This window comes from Brevibacterium sp. JSBI002 (genome assembly GCF_026013965.1).
Taxonomy (GTDB): Bacteria; Actinomycetota; Actinomycetes; order Actinomycetales; family Brevibacteriaceae; genus Brevibacterium.
In genome coordinates, this window is sequence record NZ_CP110341.1 from 1739092 (window position 1) to 1756925 (window position 17834).

Genomic DNA, 17834 nt, shown 5'->3' on the forward strand with positions numbered 1-17834 from the left:
GGTCGAACCGGACTGCATGAACGTAGGATGAGACGAGCCAGAGACGATGAAAATGAGGGGGCCGCGTGAGCGAGAGCACGAAGATGACGCAGACGCAGAAGCGCATCCTCCTCATCGGCCTCGTTCCCCTCTTCATGTCCCTGCTGTCGGTGTCCAGCATCAACGTCGTCCTGCCCTCGATCGCTGCTGATATCGACGCTTCCACTTCGGCGCTGCAATGGGTGCTCACCGGTTATGCGCTGTCCTTCGGCGTGGTCCTCGTCGCCGCCGGACGTGCCGGAGACGTCTTCGGACGCGGACAGCTGTTCGTCATCGGAGTCGGTCTGTTCGGACTGTCCTCGCTGGTGGCCGGAATCGCCCCTGATCCGCTGACGCTCAACATCTCCCGAGTGGCCATGGGGCTTGGCTCCGGATTCCTCAACCCGCAGGTCGTGGGTCTGCTGCAGCAGTACTTCCAGGGGCCGCCGCGCGGTCGTGCATTCGGGCTGATGGGCACCACCGTCGGTTTGTCAGTGGCTATCGGCCCTGTGCTCGGCGGTGCCCTCATCGCGGCCTTCGGCAGCGACCTCGGCTGGAGAGCGACCTTCCTGGTCAATGTTCCCTTCGCCATCGCCTCCCTCATTCTCGCCCGGGTCTGGCTGCCTGCCGGCGCATGGCGACCTGCCGTCGACCAGGACGCGAAGAACTCCGACGGCGGCAAGGATCTCGACCCTGTGGGGGTCATCCTCCTCGGCGTCGGCGTCCTCCTGATCCTCCTGCCGTTCGTCGAATCATCGCTGGGCTGGTTCATCTGGCTGTCCCTGCCGATCGGCATCGGCATGGTCTGGGTGTGGGCCCGGTGGGAACGTCGGTACGCGCGTCTGGGCCGTCCCCCGATGGTCGATCTCGATCTCTTCCGCATCCGCAGCTTCAGCAACGGTTCGATCATCATCGCCCTCTACTTCCTCGGCGTCACCAGCGTCTGGGTCCTCGTCGCCATGTACATGCAGCAGGGGCTGGGACACACCGCCTTGGCCGCGGGAATGATCGGTCTGCCTGCCGCGCTGTGCTCGGCGGTCTCAGCCGATGTGTCCGGACGGTTCGTCTTCCAGATCGGACGCCGCCTCGTTGTCTGGGGGATCGCGCTGTGCCTCGTCGGTCTGGTGGCCACGATCGCCGTCGTCGCGCTGCTGTCCCAGGGCATCGGCAGCGAGTGGTGGATGCTGCTGACCCTGGCGTTCATCGGCTCCGCGCAGGGCATGGTCATCAGCCCCAATCAGACTCTCACCCTGCAGGAGGTCCCCCTGAGGTACGCCGGGTCCTCGGGAGGAGTGCTCCAGACCGGGCAGCGCATCGGCACTTCGATGGGGCTGGCGATCATGACCGCGCTGGCGTTCTCGATCACCGCGGTGAGCAATTGGCATTGGGGGATGATGGGGGCGTTCGTCGCGATCGCCGTCATCGTCATCCTCGCCGGTATCGTCGGTCTCATCGAGGTTCGCCGAGGCGGCCCCCGCCGGGCTTGAGTGCCGCTCGCGCCGCGCCCGGCCGAGTCAGGCAATCGTCAGCTGTCAGCGCAATAATGTTACGGATTTTAGACAATCCGCTGTGTCCGAATGTGGAAGACTATGAACGCACATCAGCCCATGGAAGGAACCACAGTGGTCGAGGCCGTACCCGATGACGAGCTGGAGCTCGAGGAACTCGTGCGCTCGGGCGGGATAGAAACCTTTTTCGCCCCTGTCGTCGACGCACTGACTTTCCAGCGGGTCGGCCACCAGATTCTGCAGGCTCCCACGGGTTCCCCGGAGCTGGGTCGTGCCGAGTCAGAGAACCTGCGTCACGCCATGCGCGTCTCGACGATCACGGGTGATATCGACGCCTCTCTGCGTGACTCCGCGCTGCGCACGGCAGAAGGTGCCGGACTGCCGAAGTCGAACCGCCTGTTCCTCCATGCCGAAGCTGAGTCTTTTGCGACCCTCGAGGACCGTACCGGAGAACCCGACCGCTCGGTCATCCTCCAGCTCGACGCTACCCGGGTCGCCTCGTCCCCGGCCTCCGTGCTGCGCTCGGTGCGGTCGGCACGCGCCATGGGCTGGGGAGTGGGCATGTCTTCTGTGGGTGCCGACCTGCGCAGCACCGCCTTCGTCCCGCTGGTCAATCCTTCGGTGGTCGGACTCCACCCGGACGTTCTGCGCATCGACTGCGACTCTCATCTTGCCGAACTCAACCGTCTTCTCCACGCCCATCTCGAACGCACCGGTGCGGTCATCCTCGCCGACGGTGTCGAGACCGAAGACGATCTGGACCGTGTGCGTGCGCTCGGGGCGCGGTTCATGTCCGGACCCTACTTCGGTGAGGCCACGAAGCAGCCGCAGGCGTTCTCCGAGCCGAGCGAGGACGCCCTCGTCTCTCACTACTCTCGCAATCTGCCGGCACTGGGCACCCCGTATTCGATCTCTCAGGGACTGCGGCGGGAGCCTCTGGTGATGAACCGCGAACTGCTCGTCGCTCAGATCGCTGCCTTGGAAGAGCGCGCTCTGGCATCGGGTACCGCAACCATCACCCTCGGCGTGTTCGGGGAGGACGACGAATTCTCCGAGGCGACGCGACTCCGGTACGAGAAGATCCGGGACACTGTGGGGCTCACGGCGATGTTCTCCGGCGGCTTCGACGGACCGCCGATTCCCGGAGTGCGCACCGGACTCGTCGATGCGTCCGATCCCATCCGCAACGAACACGGCGTCGTTGTGGTCGGGCCGGACTGGTCGGGCATGGTTGCCGCGTCGAAGCGCAACGACCCGGGCAGCGACGGACAGACCGTCTTCGATGTCTACATCACGACCGACCGCTACACATGCGTCGACGCCGCACGCAGCGTTCTCACTCGCGTCGCACCTCTTACCGCAACAGCGAACCTGCGCGCCTGAGCAGCGCGAGTCCGGGTGTCTCGACTCCGCAGAACGCACGTGTGATCCGAATGGGGAAGCGGACTCCGATGGTGCTAATGTTGTCTCGGCTGGCCCCTGTAGCTCAGCTGGTTAGAGCAGGGAACTCATAATTCCTTGGCCGTCGGTTCAAGTCCGACCGGGGGCACCGCGAACCATCGAACCGGTTCGGACGACCGTCTTACTCGCCTGATCAGTTGCCGACGAGCGGACGGCACGTCGTCAGTCCTCCTCTGGCGCGTTCTCAGTCTGCCTGTTCGGTGTGAAGACGGTGTCGGACAGTGGCGCATACGCGAGCCAACCTCCATCAGGACTGCTTCTGACAGGTTCGGCGATCCGACGGTCATCTTCGTCCACTTCGTCGAACAGGCTTGTGAAGGCGGATTCCGCATTCGAGTTCTCGGTGGCTTGCTCAGCCCGCGAATACACTGTCTCCGCGCCGGTCTCGTACGATGAGAACCTCACGACGAATTGCGGACCCACTTCGGCAGAGACCAATCGTGCGAGACGAACGCCCTCCTCGGTGAATGCGCGCGCTGCCGCATCGGAAACCCAGTCGATCTCATCGTTGAGCGAGTCATAGTAGGACTGTTCCCACGCCTGCAGCTCCGCGACGAGGCCAGTGGACAGCCCTGATTTCAGGTAGTTGATGGGATCGCGGATCCACAGCACCGAACATGCATAGTCGGGGAACATGCGGATGGTCCGCGGCGGTCGTTCGTCGGGCATATGAGCCTCGGTCATGGGGCCAGCCTAACGTCGGTGATCAGCTCGGCATAGACACCCGACCCCACCAGCATTTTTGGTGCTTGGCTGCACGCCGAACATCGACTATCATGTGGTCAGCACCTCCTTTCGGATCGTAGGGGAAGACGTATCGAGGTAGGAGGCAGAAATGGATATGACTCAGGGCGTACTCTTCGTCCACTCAGCACCTCGTGCGCTGTGCCCTCACATCGAGTGGGCAGCGGGCGGGGCCATCGGCGCACAGGCACGCTTCGACTGGACACCCCAGCCGGCAGCACCAGGCCTCGTGCGCGCAGAAGTCTGCTGGCGCGCGCCCGCAGGCTCCGGAGCTCGCATCGCATCCGCACTGCGCGGCTGGGATTCGCTCCGCTATGAAGTCACCGAGGAGCCCTCGGCCGGAGTCGACGGCGGTCGATGGAGCCACACACCCGATCTGGGCATCTACCACGCTGTCACCGATACGGCCGGCAATATCCTCGTCCCTGAGGACCGCATTCGCTCCGTGATGGAACGCGCTGCCGGGGACCCGACGAAGTTCTCCTCGGAGATGGCGAGCGCCCTCGGTGAGGCGTGGGACGAGGAACTCGACGCGTTCCGCCACGCAGGTGAAGGCGCACCGGTGCGCTGGCTGACGAAGGTCGGCTGAGCCGCTCCCTTCACCGCCGAACTGCAGTCAGCCGCGAGAGTTCGGACGTTCACAAATGCCGATGGGCACACCTTCCTACCTCGGGTGTGCCCATTTCGCATGTCCCCGCGCGTGACCCCGCATACCGCCAGGAACGCCAACGGCCCACTCTGAGCTGAACAGCACAGTTTCAAAACCGTGCTATCCGACTCAGAGTGGGCCGTAGAGCTGTCTGAGTTCGCTCAGGACCTCAGACTGAGCGGAACGCGACGACGGCGTTATGACCACCGAAGCCGAACGAGTTCGTGATCGCTGCGATATCGCCGACAGGCAGATCCGCAGGAGTGTCACGGACGATGTTGATCCCTTTGACCTTCGGGTCGACTTCGTCGACGTTGATGGTCGGGGGAGCGGTGCGAGTCTGCAGCGCCTTGACCGTGAGGATCGCCTCCACGGCACCCGTACCTCCGAGGAGGTGTCCGGTCATCGACTTCGTGGCCGAGACCAGTGCATCGGAGACGTTGTCACCGAGGAGTTCGCTGATGGCCAGCGATTCCGGGATGTCTCCGATAGGAGTCGACGTGGCATGGGCGTTGACGTGCTTGATTTCGGCGGCGGTCAACCCGCCGGCGTCGAGTGCCTGCTGCATGGCGGCCAGCGCGTGCTTGCCCTCCGGCTCTCCGCCGGTGATGTGGTAGGCGTCGTTCGAGATGCCCCAGCTGGCCACCTCGGCGTAGATCTTCGCTCCACGAGCCTTCGCATGCTCCTCGGTCTCGAGGATGAGCGTGCCCGCACCTTCGCCCATGACGAAGCCGTCGCGGTCGACGTCATAGGGACGCGAAGCGGTCTCGGGCGAATCCGTGCGACGCGACAGCGCCTGCATCGAATTGAACGCGGCAAGAGTGATCGGGTGGATCGCTGCTTCCGAACCGCCGGCGATGATGATGTCGGCCTTGCCCGAAGCGAGAACGTCATAGGCGTGGCCGAGGCTCTCGGTCGATGAGGCGCAGGCGGAGACCAGGGTCTGCACGCCGGCACGAGCCTTGAATTCCATGCCGATAGCGGCTGCAGGTCCGTTGGGCATGAGCATGGGAACTGTCAGGGGCATGACCCGGCGCGGGCCTTCCTCCTGCAGGGTGTCCCAGGCGTCGAGCAGAGTCCAGACTCCGCCGATTCCGGTGGCCCAGGAGACGGCGGTGCGTTCCGGATCGGTCTCCTCGAGACCGGCATCGGCCATGGCTTCACGAGCAGAGATGAGAGCGAACTGGCTCGAAGGATCGAGGCGTTTGGCCTGGACCCGTTTGAGATTGTCGGGCACGACCTGTGGGTCGACCTGCGCTGCGAAGTCCACGGCGAGGCCGTACTTCTCTGACCAATCGTTGTCCATTGTGTGGACGCCGGACTGACCGGCCAGAATGGCTTCCCAAGTGGCATCGACAGTCGCGCCCAAGGGGGTTACCGCACCGATTCCGGTGACGACAACTTTAGATGTCATGGTACAAACCTCGTCGATAGTGTGGACACGGCCCGTCTGTGGACGGGCCGTGTTCGGCTGCTGTGCGTCAGGCTTCCTGAGCCTTGTTGATGTAGTCGACAGCGTCCTGAACGGTGACGAGGTCCTTGACGTCGTCATCGGGGATCTTCACGCCGAACTTCTTCTCAGCGTTGACGACGATGGTCATCATCGAGATGGAGTCGATGTCGAGGTCATCGGTGAACGACTTGTCGGCTTCGACTGCTTCGACAGCCAGGCCGGTCTCTTCGTTGACGATCTCTGCCAGCCCAGCGAGGACTTCAGCTTCGGTGAATGCCATTTCTTTCCTACTTTCTGATTTCGGTCGAGGGTTTTTCGACCGTTTGAGGAACTTTTCGACGAGTGTCCCGCCGAATATCTTAGGACATTCACGGAGAGTTTTCCGTGAATGGGTGTGTTTCAGGGCAGGCGCACGACCTGAGCACCGTAGACGAGGCCCGCGCCGAAGCCCATCTGCAGGGCGAGGCCGCCGCTGAGTTCGGGCTGTTCCCGCAGGAGCCGTTCGGTGGCCAGTGGGATCGACGCCGCCGAGGTGTTCCCGTTGTCGGCGATGTCACGTGCGATGACAACGGATTCGGGGAGCTTCAGCTGCTTGGCGAGCTCGTCGATGATGCGCATGTTCGCCTGGTGCGGGATGAAGGCAGCGAGATCCTCGGCCTCGATGCCGGAAGCAGCGAGAGCCTCCTTGGCCACCTCGGCGCCGTCCCACACGGCCCAGCGGAAGACGGTGGGTCCGTCCTGACGCAGGGTCGGGAACGGCAGGTCGCGGTCATCGCGGATGTCGTAGAGCGAATCGGTCATCCGGATGGTCGACCAGTTCTCGCCCTTCGAACCCCACACGGTCTTCGAGATTCCCGGCTCATCGGCCGAGGTCACCACCACTGCGCCTGCGCCATCACCGAGGATGAACGAGATCGACCGATCCTCGGGGTCGATGACCTCGGAGAGCTTCTCGGCACCGATGACCAGCACGTTGTCCATGGTTCCGGCCCGCACCAGGGCATCGGCCTGGGAGATTCCGTAGCAGTACCCGGCGCAGGCGGCGCTGATGTCCCAGGCCGGGATCGGGCCGGTGCCCAGTCGAGCGGTGAGAGCCGCCGCCGCAGACGGGGTGAAGTACTCGAAGGTGACGGTGGAGATGATGATTCCGCCGATGTCCTCAGGCTTCAGGCCGGACGAGGCGATGGCCTCCAGCGCGGCTTCCTCGCACATGTCGAGCACGCCGACGTCCTTGCTGGCCCGACGCCGGGTGATGATGCCCGTGCGCTGACGGATCCACTCGTCCGAGGAGTTGATCGGACCGGCGATATCGTCATTGGTGACGAGGTTCTCAGCTCGGTAGGCGCCGATCCCGGCGATGCGGGAGAAAGTGCCGAGTTCGGCTGTCTTGAGTGTAGGCATTGGTCTTCCTTCGATTCTCAGGCGTGGGCTGCCGCGAACTCACGCGCGCCGTCGAGGTCGGCGGCTGACTTGATGGCGAATGTCTCCACGCCCTTCATGGCACGTCGAGCGATCCCGGCGAGTGTGCCGCCGGGGACGAGTTCGATCATTCCGGTGACGCCGGAGCTCAGCAGGGTCTCCTGGCACAGATCCCAGCGCACCGGGTTCGTGACCTGCTTGACCAGACGGTCGACATACTCGCGACCGGCCTCGACCGCAGTGCCGTCGGAGTTGCTGAGGATCGAGACGACAGGGTCGGAGACCTCCATCGCCGAGGCGGCGGCAGCGAGATCGGCGGTGGCGGCAGCCATGAACTCGGTGTGGAAGGCGCCGGCCACTGCCAGCGGGATGACCCGAGCCCGCTCAGGCGGGTTCTCAGCCAGGGCCTCGAGCGCCTCGAGAGAGCCTGCGGCCACGGTCTGGCCCCCACCGTTGACATTGGCAGGGCTGGCTCCGGCGGCCTCGATCGCGGCGAGAACATCCTCGGGCTGGCCGCCGACCACGGCGGACATGCCGGTCGGAGTGGCGGCGGCAGCGGCGGCCATTCCATCGGCACGGACCTTGACGAAGGCCATGGCGTCGGCCGGGGTGAAGATGCCTGCGATCTGTGCGGCCGCAATCTCACCCACGGAGTGGCCGGCGACGACGGCAGGGCTGACGCCGAGCTCGGCGGCGCAGGCGATGGCGGAGGCGACGAGCAGAGGCTGTGCCACCGCAGTGTCCTTGATCGTCTCGTCATCGGATTCGGTTCCGTGCAGACGCAGATCGATTCCCGAGGCTGTCGAGAGTTCGTCGATCTGTGCCGAGAAGGTGTCGAGTTCGAGGAACGAACTCAGGAAACCGGTCTTCTGGGCTCCCTGGCCCGGACAGGTGATTGCAAGCACTCAGTTCTCTTTTCGTTGGGTTCCGTTGTTCAATCTAATGGACACTGGACCGATCTCGGTGAGATTTGTCGCTGTTCGACAATACGCCGTCCTCGGACAGTCGCCCATACACCAAGGCGATGTGGATGACGAAGGCATCACGCGATGTCGTCGGATCGAGCCCGATGGCGTCGGTGATCTTCCGCAGTCGGTAGCGCACAGTATTCGGATGCACGGACAGTGCCTTGGCCGTGGCTTCGAGCGAGGACCCGAATTCGACATAGGCGCTCACGGTCTTCAGCAGCTGGCCCGTTCCCGAGGTCAGCGGTTCGTAATAGCGTTCGATGAGTTCGGTCAAGGCGATCTGGTCCCCGGACAGAGCGCGTTCGGGCAGAAGATCATCGGCTTTCACCGGGCGGGGGGAGTCGGGGCGGGCGGTCGCGGCCTTGAGCGCGCGGATCGCCGCCTTCGCCGAGGTGGCCGCTTCGGCAAGTCCCGGCACTGCCGGTCCGACGATGACTTCGGAGGGTCCGAAGCAGTCCGAGAGGTCCTCGACGGCATCGTCGAGTTCCGTCACGCCGCCGAGGACGATGAGCAGACGGTTGTCGTGGATGCCCACAAGCGCGTCATCGGCCCACCGACTGGCCTTACGGCGGATGCCGTCCAATCCCTTCTTCGCCGAGCGCTGCGGGGCGCGGCCGACGATGACGCACACGGGGCCCTCTGACTGCCAGCCGAAGGCAGCGGTCCGGCTGGCGAGTTCGTCGACGGAGTCTCCGCGGACGAGAGCGTCGACGACCATCGCCTCGAGTCGCGCGTCCCAGCTGCCTCTGGCCTCTGCGGCCCGGGCGTAGACATCGGCCGCGGCGAACGCGATCTCCCGGGAGTAGATGAGCACGGCCTCGCGCAGCGCCGGTTGCTCGACGGGACGAGCGATGTCCGGAACGCGTTCCTCGACGACCTCGACGACGATCTTGAGCAGCTGCAGGGTCTGCTGCAGGCTGATGGCCCGGATGAGGTCGCGTGGCGCGGTTTTGAAGATGTCGGAGACCACGCGCAGATTCGTATCGGGCTTGCGGTACCAATCGACGAACGAGGAGATGCCCGATTGGGCGAGCAGCCCCACCCAGGAGCGGTCTGACGACGACATCGAGCGGTACCAGGGCAGCTGAGCCTCCAGCCGCTGCAGAGTCACCGATGACAGGACGCCGACTCCGGCGCGCAGTCTGCGGGCGGTTTCGGCACGACGGCGCAAGGTCTCGGCATCAGACATCATGAGCACGAGTTTAGATGAATCGGAACAATCCGGTTGTCAGCGACATACAAAGAGTCGAAAAAGGCGACAAACATGGCCGGAGTCTTGGAGACTCCGGCCATATTCGCTTTCAGCTTGCGGGCGAGTTCAGGCGCCTGCTCCCTCGGTTGAACCCGAGTTGCCGGCACGGACATCGTTGAGCTGGTACTTCTCAGCCGCCTCGGCGGCCTTGTCGATCGAGATCTTCCCGGTATCGGCCAGCGAGATGAGCGCCTGCGTGACCACGGAAGGACCATCGACCAGGTAGTAGCGACGTGCCGCGGGACGGGTGTCCGAGATTCCGTATCCGTCGGTCCCCAGCGAGGTGAAGTGGCTGGGCACGTACTGACGGATCTGATCCGGCACTGCGCGCATATAATCCGAGGTCGCAATGACCGGGCCCTCGGTCTCGGCCATCTTCTCGGTGACATACGGAGTCCGCGGTTCGGATTCGGGGTTCTTCAGACGCTCGTTCTCGGCGTCGAGTCCGTCACGGCGCAGCTCGGTCCACGACGTCACCGACCACACATCGGCCGAGACGCCCCAGTCCTGATCAAGCAGCTCCTGAGCCTCGAGCACCCACGGCACACCGACACCTGAGGCCATCAGCTGAACCTTCGGCCCGCCGTTGTCTGGTCCCTTCTTCAGGAGGTAGAGACCCTTGAGCACGCCTTCGACGTCGAGATCCTCCGGTTCGGGCGGCTGGACCATGGGCTCGTTGTACATCGTGATGTAGTAGAGCACGTCAGGGTCTCGCTCATCGGCGGGATCGTACATCCGTTGGATGCCGTCCTTGACGATATGCGCGATCTCATAGCTGTAGGCCGGGTCATAGGAGACCACGGACGGGTAGGTCGACGCCAGCACGTGCGAATGTCCGTCGCCGTGCTGGAGGCCCTCGGCCACCAGAGTGGTGCGTCCCGCGGTGGCGCCGAGGACGAAGCCGCGAGCCATCTGGTCACCGGCGGCCCAGAAGAAGTCACCGGTGCGTTGGAAGCCGAACATCGAGTAGAAGATGTAGAACGGGATCATCGGCTCACCGTGGGTGGCATACGAGGTGCCGACCGCAGTCAGCGCCGCGGTCGCCCCGGCCTCGTTGATGCCGACGTGGAGCAGTTGACCGTCCGTGGCCTCCTTGTAGGCGAGGAACAGGTCGCGGTCGACGGAGATGTAGTTCTGCCCGTGCGGATTGTAGATCTTCGCTGTGGGGAAGAACGAGTCCATGCCGAAGGTGCGAGCCTCATCGGGGATGATCGGCACGATCCGGTGGCCGAACTCCTTCTCCCGCATGAGGTCTTTGAGCACGCGCACGAAGCCCATCGTGGTGGCGATCTCCTGCTTGCCTGATCCACGACGACCGGCCTGGTAGGCCTTGTCCGAGGGCATCTTGAGATCGATATGGGTCGACCGACGCTCGGGGGAGTAGCCGCCGAGCTCCGCGCGGCGCTCCTGCATGTACTTGATCTCGGGTGCGTCGACGCCCGGGTGGTAGTACGGAGGCAGCTTCGGATTGTCCTCGAGCTCCTTGTCCGAGATCGGGATCTGGAAGTGGTCGCGGGCGAGCTTGAGATCGTCGACCGTGAGCTTCTTCATCTGGTGCGTGGCGTTGCGGGCCTCGAAGTGCGGTCCGAGCGAGTAGCCCTTGACCGTCTTGACGAGGATCACGGTGGGCTGTCCGGTGTGCTCCATCGCGGCCTTGTAGGCGGCGAAGACCTTTCGGTAGTCATGCCCGCCGCGCTTGAGGTTCCAGATCTGCTCGTCGCTGTAGTCCTCGACCATCGCCTTCGTCCGCGGGTCGCGGCCGAAGAAGTTGTCGCGCACGAAGCCGCCGGACTCACCCTTGTAGGTCTGGTAATCGCCGTCGGGGGTGGCATTCATGAGGTTGACGAGCGCGCCGTCGCGGTCCTTGGCCAGCAGCGCGTCCCACTCGCGTCCCCAGACGACCTTGATGACGTTCCAGCCGGCACCGCGGAAGTACGACTCGAGTTCCTGCATGATCTTGCCGTTGCCGCGGACGGGTCCGTCGAGACGCTGCAGGTTGCAGTTGATGACGAAATTGAGGTTGTCGAGCTCTTCGAAGGCAGCGACGTGGAGCATGCCGCGGCTCTCCGGCTCGTCGAGCTCGCCGTCACCGAGGAAAGCCCAGGTCTGCTGCTGGGAGGTGTCCTTGATCCCTCGATTGTGCAGATACTTGTCGAACTGTGCCTGCGCGATCGCATTCATCGGTCCCAGACCCATCGACACCGTCGGATGCTCCCAGAAGTCGGGCAGCTGGTGCGGGTGGGGGTAGGACGGCAGTCCCTGCGGCTTGCCGTCGATGAAGTGCGATTGCTGCTGGCGGAAGCCGTCGAGCTGTTCGGCGCTCATCCGGCCCTCGAGATAGGCACGGGCATACATGCCGGGGGAGGCATGGCCCTGATAGAAGATGTGGTCGCCGCCGCCTGGATGGTCCTTGCCGCGGAAGAAGTGATTGAGGCCGACCTCGTAGAGGGTCGCCGAGGAGGCGTAGGTGGAGATGTGGCCGCCGACCTCGACCCCGGGACGCTGGGCGCGGTGGACGAGCATGGCGGCATTCCAGCGGTTCCAGCGACGGTAGCGGCGTTCGACCTCTTCGTCTCCGGGGAACCAGGGTTCGTTCTCCGGGCCGATGGTGTTGACGTAGTCGGTGGCGGTGAGGCTGGGCACGCCGATCTGCTTCTGGCGAGAGCGCTCGAGCATGCGCAGCATGACATAGCGTGCTCGAGTCCGACCGCCCTCGTCGATGAGGCCATCGAGGGAGGCCAGCCATTCGGCGGTCTCCTCCGGGTCGATGTCGGGCACCTGGCTGGGCAGCCCGTTGAGGATGGGCCCGCCCTGATTCCGATTGTCCACGATGTGGTCCTCTCTTCAGCTCCACGATCTTCTTTGGTGTAGAGATCATGACCATCGGATGGTGTGTGCTCCGCAGGTTGTCTGAGCCCAGAGGCCACCCGATCTACCTGTCAGCCTAGTACTCCCAGCCGAACTTCGCGCTCCCGCGAAGTTGTGATCTCTCTGACGCATCTGCACACTGTGCCGACAGGTTCACGGTCCGGTGTGCCGTTTGAGTGCCGTTTGAGTGCGCTTGCCGCACGCGGGCGCGCCGATTATTTGCACCTTGACCACTGTTGGCGGAAGAATACGAGCATGAGCAACTCCGCTTCTGAAAGGACATCCTCCACTTCGACCCTCGCAAACGAGCTGGGACACAACCTCGGTTTGAAAAAGGGCGACTATGTGCAAGAGGTCGGCTATGACGACGACGTCGATCAGGCACTCTGCGAGGCGATCGAGAACATCATCGGAGACAAGATCGCCGATGGCGAAGAGGATGACGTCTACGACGTGATCCTCATGTGGTGGCGGTCGGACGACGATGACCTCGTCGACGGTCTCGTCGACGCCCAGACCACATTGAAGGAGGGCGGAGCCGTGTGGCTGCTCAGCCCGAAGGCGAACCGTCCGGGACACATCAGCCCGGCCGACATCTCCGAAGCGGCGCCCACCGCCGGAATGCATGTGACTTCTACGGTCAGCGCCGCCGATGACTGGGCCGGATTCCGGCTCGTGGGCAAGAAGAACTATTCATGATCCTGCGGCCCGGTGATCGGGCCCCGGATCTCACCCTTCCCGATCATCTCGGGTCGGTCATCGCCCTCAACGAGGCGGCCCCACCTGCCGCTCGTTTGCTCGCATTCGTTCCGTTCGCCTTCTCTCCGATCTGCGGAGACGAACTCGCCGCTCTCGACAAGTGGCAGGAACGGATGCGAAAGGGTTCCCGGGCCGTCGACGTGGTGGTCGTCTCAACCGACTCCAAGTACACTTTGGCGGCGTGGGCCCGGCAGACGGGAGTCGACGTCACTCTCGCATCGGATTTCTGGCCCCATGGTGAAGCGGCTCGCGCGTTCGGCGTCTTCGATCAGGTCCACGGAGTCGCCGAACGAGGAGTCTTCGTCATCTCACCTGCGGGTACGATCGTGAGTGGCAGGAAGGTCGCCCGCTCCGAGACTCGGGATTTCTCCGAGGATGTCGCCGTGGCGCTTTCCAGCCTCTGAGAATCGAGCCCCCGCCGAAGAGCCGATCGACGGCACCTTCGGCGCCTGTTGAGGAGGACACCTTATGGCCACGCTGTTCACGAAGATCATCAACGGAGAGATCCCCGGCACCTTCGTCCATCAGGATGACAAGTGCGTCGCATTCCTCGATGTCGCTCCGATGACAGAGGGCCATGTCATGGTCGTCCCGCGCGACGAGATCTCTCACTGGATCGACGCCGACGCAGAGCTTCTCGCCCACCTCACCGCAGTGGCGAAGAGAATCGGAGAAGCCCAGAAAGCTGCCTTCGACTGCGAGCGGATCGGCCTCCTCATCGTCGGCTACGAAGTACCCCACCTGCACATCCACGTCCTGCCGACGAACTCCATGGATGACTTCGACATCTCCGACCGTGCTCCGATGCAGACACCGGAGCAGCTGGAGGCGCCCGCCGAGAAGATTCGGCAGGCGCTCTCCGAACTGTCCTGATCCGGTGCTGCTCGGATCAGATCGACTCAGAGGCCGTTGGCCTCGAGGCAGCGGTCGGGTGAGTCCCTGACGAGTTCGGCTCCCGCGGTTCCGCCGTAGTTCGCGCCGAACCGCGGGTCGTCGACATACATCTGCCCGAGACCGCGCACGTATCCTGCGAGGTCTCCGTCGGGATCAGTGGCGGGCGTGCCCGGGACTGCCCGCAGCCATTCGATATGGCGTCGGCACCCCAGCGCCTGGTCACTTCCTCTTCGTATTCGCGATGGTCGAAACCATCGAACATCTCTTCAGCCCTGAGCGGCTCACCGGCTTTCAGTCGTGTGATGGTGACGGTGACGGCGGCGAGCTGTCGGTCGAGCCTGTCTCTCTCGCGTCTGAGCGAGACCAGATGCTGCGACAGCGCCTCGACCGGATCGTCTCTCCGATCGAGCACCTCCGCGATCGTCGTCAACGGCAGACCCAGCTCCTTGAGCAGCAGGATGCGCTGGGGGCGCACCAGAGCCGCTTCGTCGTAGCAGCGATAGCCGTTGGCGGCGATCGAGGTCGGCGGCAGCAGACCGATGGCGTCATAATGACGCAGGGTTCGGCTCATCGTTCCCGTCAGCCGTGCGATTTCCTGAATGGACCAGTCCATGTCTGACAGCTCAGAAGTTGACGCAGCGTCAAGGTCAAGAGCCGTTTGAGAAGTTCGACGAGTGAGCGGTGTCAGGCCGCTTCGCGAATTGCGTCCAGCGCTGTGAACAGGTCGCGTGCGAGGTCGTCGACATGCTCGAGCCCGACCGCCAGGCGGACGAGGCCGTCTCCGGGCTTCGCTGTCGCCGCTACGGGCCGGTGGGTGAGTGAGGCAGGGTGCTGGATGAGCGTATCGGCGCCGCCGAGCGACACCGCGTGCACGATGAGGTCGCAGTGCTCGACGAAGGTGCGAGCCGCTTCGAATCCACCGGCGAGTTCGATGGCGATCATCGCCCCGCCGCCGCGCATCTGGGAACCGACCAGCCCGCGCGGATCGGAATCGGCGAGCCCGGGGTAGTGGACCCGGGCGACCTCGGGGCGCGTCCGGAGACGACGAGCGAGCTCACCAGCGGTGTCCTGAGCTGCGCGCATCCGCACGGCCAGCGTCCGCAGCCCACGATGGAGGAGATAGGCGCCCATCGGGTGCAGAAGGGCCCCGGTGATGGCGCGGACCCGGCGCAGACGCATGGTCCATTCGGAGTTCGTTGCGATGATTCCGCCCATCGCGTCGCCGTGACCGCCGAGGTATTTCGTGGCGCTGTGGAGGACGAGGGCGGCCCCGTGATCGATCGGCCGTTGGAGCACAGGGGTGCAGAAGGTGTTGTCCACCAGTACCGGGACATCTCCCGCGGCGGCGACGACCGAGCCGATGTCGACGAGATCGAGGCTGGGGTTCGCCGGTGTCTCGATGATGACGAGCCCGGTGTCTTTGCGAATCGCCTCGGCGATCTGGTCCTCTTCCGCCCAGGTCACAGACGTACCGAGGAGCCCCGACTCAAGCAGGTGGTCGCTGCCTCCATAGAGGGGACGGACGGCGACGATATGGGGTGTTCCGGCCTCGACTGCAGCCAGCAGTGCGGCGGTCATGGCGGCCATTCCCGTGGCGAAGGCGACGGCGGATTCGGCGTTCTCCAATTCGGCGAGCGCGGATTCGAATCGCGCCACACCGGGCTGCCACAGACGTTGGTAGACCGGGGAGTCCCCTTCTTTCAGGGGATGTCCGCCGGCGAGGCTCTCATAGGAATCTCCTCCCGTGCGGACGTCGTTGACCGGGTTGGTGGTGGAGAGGTCGATGGCGGGGACATGGACGCCTGCGGCCGCGAGGCCGTCCATTCCGCCATGAACCAATCGTGTATCAGGGTGCATAGAAGTCATAAGCGCATTCAATACACTTCTCCCGGTCTGCGCAAGGAATGTGCAATCTCCTGCAAGTATTCGGCCGTTTCCCGGATAGCCTGCGATCAGATATGGGAGACTGTGACTCATGTCGCAGAACTTCTCACTCGATGACACCGATCTTCGCCTTCTGCAGGAGCTCAACGCCGATGCCCGGGCCTCAGGTGCGGTCTTGGCCGCAGCCGTCGGGATCTCCGAATCGACGGTCTCCCTGCGTCTCAAGAGACTGAAGTCGCTCGGCGTCATCCGCGGCCTCCATATCGACGTCGATCCGGCTGCGCTCGGGGTCGGTCTGCAGGCGCTCGTATCGATTCGGCTGGCCAAACATGATCGGGCCGAGATCGACGCATTCACGGCGGCTGCACCGAAGTTCCCGGGGGTGGTGCGGATGTACCACATGGCCGGAGCCGACGACTACCTGCTGCATATTGTCGCCACTGACACCGCTGCGGTGCAGTCCTTCGTCCTCGACTACCTCACCCGATTTCCCGCTGTCGCACATACGCGGACGAACCTCATCTATCGGGTCGAAGACGGTTCCGCCTGGATCCCTTCGGAGACCTGAACTGCCATACTGGCTTCATGGCAGAGAACAAGACCCAGCCGACGGAAGCCGATGTCGCCGCATACCTCGATTCGGTGACTCCCGAGAAGCGTCGCGAGGATGGAATCTCTCTCGATGCGATCTTCCGAGAAGTCACCGGTGAGGAACCCGTGATGTGGGGACCCTCGATCGTCGGCTACGGCCGGTACCACTATCGGTCGCCCGTGAACCCGCGCAACCACGGTGAGTGGCCGGCCACGGGATTCTCCCCGCGCAAGAGCCAGCTCTCTCTGTACGGACTCAAGGACCTTCCCGAAGGAGCGAAGCTGCTCCCGCAGCTCGGCAAGTACACCGAGGGGGCCGGGTGTGTCTACGTGCGTCGATTGGAGAACATCGACGAGGCGGTGCTGCGCAGACTCATTGCGATCGCCGCTGCTCGTCCAGATGATCCCGAACCGGGCAGCTGATCACTCGCGCTGACGGCCGCTGACAGAACCTGCCCGAGAGATCGCAGAAGGACATCGTTGGCCGAGAACGTCTCAGTGTTCAGCTGCGCGCGGTGATGCTCAGCCCCGGTTTGCGCTGGTGGATCGAGAAGTACTGCAGTCCCGCCACGGTGTCGGCCAGGAAACGACGACGAGAACGACGGGGCAGCCACGCGATCTGACCGGGGGACAGGTCGATCGTTCCCGTTTCGGTCTCGAGGGTGCCTGCACCGGCGAGGACGTGGATGAGCACGTCGAGCGATGGACCCGTGTGCTCGCGGATCTCGCCGCCGGGGGCGAGCGCGATGATATTCGCGTCGAGGTCGCGTCGCTGCGTCGGCAGCTGCCAGACGGACCCGGACTTCTCAGCCGGGCTCGAAAGCTCGGCGACATCAAACACGATGCGTGGTGCGGGGGTGGCGGCACGACGGATGATGCGCACCCGAACCCCGTCCTGCGTGCTCTCCAGCGGCTCCCACCCGACCGCCTCGGCGAACTCGCGGTCCATTTCGACGCGCAGCCCTTCAGGCGAGTGGTCATTGATGAGGATCAGGCTGGAGCCGACGTCAAGATCTTCATACGCTCTGATGATGAGCGGATGCCGTTCCGGTTTCGGTATCGACCGGACGTCGATGACGGGTTCGTCTGCCACGGCTGCCCCTCTCAATCGCTTGGATAGTTCCTCCTCGAAACTATCACCGGAGTGATGACTGCCGGCCTGGGCCGGCCAGCGGCGCCGGGCAAAGACCGCTCGGGTCAGTCCTACAGGAGAACGGAAAAGGCACCCCGTGATACGGGGTGCCTTGACGGTGGGCCCAGAGGGACTCGAACCCCCGACCCTCTCGGTGTAAACGAGATGCTCTAGCCAACTGAGCTATAGGCCCCACCTGCGTCGTCGATGTCTCCGACAGCGCTTGATCAGTAT

The 17834-nt window shown here is 64.1% G+C and carries 17 protein-coding genes, 2 tRNA genes and 1 pseudogene; 9 read left to right on the forward strand and 11 right to left on the reverse strand.

The window, feature by feature from the left end:
* Window positions 1–83: 83 nt before the first annotated feature.
* From LJ362_RS07980 to LJ362_RS07990, 3 genes are all read left to right on the forward strand, one after another.
* Entirely contained in the window at window positions 84–1505 is a 1422-nt protein-coding gene (locus tag LJ362_RS07980) for an MFS transporter (RefSeq protein WP_413774249.1), read from the forward strand.
* Between the two features lie 102 nt (window positions 1506–1607).
* Window positions 1608–2909: an EAL domain-containing protein gene (locus tag LJ362_RS07985; RefSeq protein ID WP_264801642.1), complete on the forward strand. Its 1302-nt coding sequence runs from the start codon at window positions 1608–1610 to the stop codon at window positions 2907–2909.
* 92 nt (window positions 2910–3001) lie between these two features.
* Window positions 3002–3075: transfer RNA gene (locus LJ362_RS07990), tRNA-Ile, on the forward strand.
* A 74-nt stretch (window positions 3076–3149) separates the two neighbouring features.
* On the opposite strand, the gene LJ362_RS07995 is transcribed toward LJ362_RS07990, so the two are convergent.
* Window positions 3150–3671, reverse strand: coding sequence for a hypothetical protein (locus LJ362_RS07995; RefSeq protein WP_264801643.1), 522 nt, complete (start codon window positions 3669–3671; stop codon window positions 3150–3152).
* Window positions 3672–3828: 157 nt separating this feature from the next.
* Here LJ362_RS07995 and LJ362_RS08000 point away from each other — a divergent pair, with 157 nt between their 5' ends.
* Window positions 3829–4320 carry a DUF3145 domain-containing protein gene (locus LJ362_RS08000; RefSeq protein ID WP_264801800.1) on the forward strand — a complete coding sequence of 164 codons (492 nt, stop codon included), beginning with the start codon at window positions 3829–3831 and terminating at the stop codon, window positions 4318–4320.
* Window positions 4321–4549: 229 nt separating this feature from the next.
* Here LJ362_RS08000 and LJ362_RS08005 read toward each other — a convergent pair whose 3' ends face one another.
* The 6 genes from LJ362_RS08005 to aceE all read right to left on the reverse strand — a co-directional run bounded on the left by LJ362_RS08005 (window position 4550) and on the right by aceE (window position 12301).
* A complete protein-coding gene (locus LJ362_RS08005; RefSeq protein ID WP_264801644.1) occupies window positions 4550–5794 on the reverse strand; it encodes a beta-ketoacyl-[acyl-carrier-protein] synthase family protein in 1245 nt (414 codons plus the stop codon).
* Between the two features lie 67 nt (window positions 5795–5861).
* The gene (locus LJ362_RS08010) at window positions 5862–6113 is read right to left on the reverse strand and encodes an acyl carrier protein (RefSeq protein WP_025776743.1); all 252 of its coding nucleotides are present in this window, start codon (window positions 6111–6113) and stop codon (window positions 5862–5864) included.
* Between the two features lie 119 nt (window positions 6114–6232).
* A complete protein-coding gene (locus LJ362_RS08015; RefSeq protein ID WP_264801645.1) occupies window positions 6233–7234 on the reverse strand; it encodes a beta-ketoacyl-ACP synthase III in 1002 nt (333 codons plus the stop codon).
* Window positions 7235–7251: 17 nt separating this feature from the next.
* A complete protein-coding gene (locus LJ362_RS08020) occupies window positions 7252–8157 on the reverse strand; it encodes an ACP S-malonyltransferase (protein WP_264801647.1) in 906 nt (301 codons plus the stop codon).
* A 34-nt stretch (window positions 8158–8191) separates the two neighbouring features.
* Window positions 8192–9412: a PucR family transcriptional regulator gene (locus LJ362_RS08025; RefSeq protein ID WP_264801648.1), complete on the reverse strand. Its 1221-nt coding sequence runs from the start codon at window positions 9410–9412 to the stop codon at window positions 8192–8194.
* Window positions 9413–9538: 126 nt separating this feature from the next.
* On the reverse strand, window positions 9539–12301 hold the full coding sequence (aceE, locus tag LJ362_RS08030; protein ID WP_264801649.1) for a pyruvate dehydrogenase (acetyl-transferring), homodimeric type: 2763 nt from the start codon (window positions 12299–12301) through the stop codon (window positions 9539–9541).
* Between the two features lie 294 nt (window positions 12302–12595).
* Between aceE and LJ362_RS08035 the strand changes: the two genes are divergently transcribed.
* The 3 genes from LJ362_RS08035 (at window position 12596) to LJ362_RS08045 (ending at window position 13972) form a co-directional block, all read left to right on the forward strand.
* Entirely contained in the window at window positions 12596–13039 is a 444-nt protein-coding gene (locus LJ362_RS08035) for a DUF3052 domain-containing protein (protein WP_264801650.1), read from the forward strand.
* On the forward strand, window positions 13036–13503 hold the full coding sequence (locus tag LJ362_RS08040; protein WP_264801651.1) for a redoxin domain-containing protein: 468 nt from the start codon (window positions 13036–13038) through the stop codon (window positions 13501–13503). Before LJ362_RS08035 ends, LJ362_RS08040 begins: the two co-directional genes overlap by 4 nt.
* Before the next feature lie 64 nt (window positions 13504–13567).
* Complete coding sequence (locus tag LJ362_RS08045; protein ID WP_262776898.1) at window positions 13568–13972, forward strand: HIT family protein; 405 nt, start codon at window positions 13568–13570, stop codon at window positions 13970–13972.
* A 26-nt stretch (window positions 13973–13998) separates the two neighbouring features.
* Here the strand turns inward: LJ362_RS08045 and LJ362_RS08050 are convergent.
* Together LJ362_RS08050 and LJ362_RS08055 are read right to left on the reverse strand one after the other, a co-directional pair.
* A pseudogene (locus tag LJ362_RS08050) lies at window positions 13999–14606 on the reverse strand (MerR family transcriptional regulator).
* Window positions 14607–14677: 71 nt separating this feature from the next.
* Window positions 14678–15859, reverse strand: coding sequence for a trans-sulfuration enzyme family protein (locus LJ362_RS08055; protein WP_264801652.1), 1182 nt, complete (start codon window positions 15857–15859; stop codon window positions 14678–14680).
* Window positions 15860–15968: 109 nt separating this feature from the next.
* Here LJ362_RS08055 and LJ362_RS08060 point away from each other — a divergent pair, with 109 nt between their 5' ends.
* Together LJ362_RS08060 and LJ362_RS08065 are read left to right on the forward strand one after the other, a co-directional pair.
* A complete protein-coding gene (locus LJ362_RS08060) occupies window positions 15969–16445 on the forward strand; it encodes an Lrp/AsnC family transcriptional regulator (protein WP_264801654.1) in 477 nt (158 codons plus the stop codon).
* Between the two features lie 17 nt (window positions 16446–16462).
* Complete coding sequence (locus LJ362_RS08065) at window positions 16463–16891, forward strand: DUF1801 domain-containing protein (protein ID WP_264801656.1); 429 nt, start codon at window positions 16463–16465, stop codon at window positions 16889–16891.
* Between the two features lie 79 nt (window positions 16892–16970).
* On the opposite strand, the gene LJ362_RS08070 is transcribed toward LJ362_RS08065, so the two are convergent.
* Window positions 16971–17561: a DUF2249 domain-containing protein gene (locus LJ362_RS08070; protein ID WP_264801657.1), complete on the reverse strand. Its 591-nt coding sequence runs from the start codon at window positions 17559–17561 to the stop codon at window positions 16971–16973.
* 158 nt (window positions 17562–17719) lie between these two features.
* Window positions 17720–17793 (reverse strand) — tRNA-Val (locus tag LJ362_RS08075).
* Window positions 17794–17834: the final 41 nt, after the last annotated feature.

Excerpts from the sequence above, each read along its gene's own strand:
- LJ362_RS07980 (WP_413774249.1), top strand. The coding sequence starts at position 84 with ATGACGCAGACGCAGAAGCGCATCCTCCTCATCGGCCTCGTTCCCCTC.
- LJ362_RS07985 (WP_264801642.1), top strand. The coding sequence starts at position 1,608 with ATGAACGCACATCAGCCCATGGAAGGAACCACAGTGGTCGAGGCCGTA.
- LJ362_RS07995 (WP_264801643.1), bottom strand. The coding sequence starts at position 3,671 with ATGACCGAGGCTCATATGCCCGACGAACGACCGCCGCGGACCATCCGC.
- LJ362_RS08000 (WP_264801800.1), top strand. The coding sequence starts at position 3,829 with ATGACTCAGGGCGTACTCTTCGTCCACTCAGCACCTCGTGCGCTGTGC.
- LJ362_RS08005 (WP_264801644.1), bottom strand. The coding sequence starts at position 5,794 with ATGACATCTAAAGTTGTCGTCACCGGAATCGGTGCGGTAACCCCCTTG.
- LJ362_RS08010 (WP_025776743.1), bottom strand. The coding sequence starts at position 6,113 with ATGGCATTCACCGAAGCTGAAGTCCTCGCTGGGCTGGCAGAGATCGTC.
- LJ362_RS08015 (WP_264801645.1), bottom strand. The coding sequence starts at position 7,234 with ATGCCTACACTCAAGACAGCCGAACTCGGCACTTTCTCCCGCATCGCC.
- LJ362_RS08025 (WP_264801648.1), bottom strand. The coding sequence starts at position 9,412 with ATGATGTCTGATGCCGAGACCTTGCGCCGTCGTGCCGAAACCGCCCGC.
- LJ362_RS08035 (WP_264801650.1), top strand. The coding sequence starts at position 12,596 with ATGAGCAACTCCGCTTCTGAAAGGACATCCTCCACTTCGACCCTCGCA.
- LJ362_RS08040 (WP_264801651.1), top strand. The coding sequence starts at position 13,036 with ATGATCCTGCGGCCCGGTGATCGGGCCCCGGATCTCACCCTTCCCGAT.
- LJ362_RS08045 (WP_262776898.1), top strand. The coding sequence starts at position 13,568 with ATGGCCACGCTGTTCACGAAGATCATCAACGGAGAGATCCCCGGCACC.
- LJ362_RS08055 (WP_264801652.1), bottom strand. The coding sequence starts at position 15,859 with ATGACTTCTATGCACCCTGATACACGATTGGTTCATGGCGGAATGGAC.
- LJ362_RS08060 (WP_264801654.1), top strand. The coding sequence starts at position 15,969 with ATGTCGCAGAACTTCTCACTCGATGACACCGATCTTCGCCTTCTGCAG.
- LJ362_RS08065 (WP_264801656.1), top strand. The coding sequence starts at position 16,463 with ATGGCAGAGAACAAGACCCAGCCGACGGAAGCCGATGTCGCCGCATAC.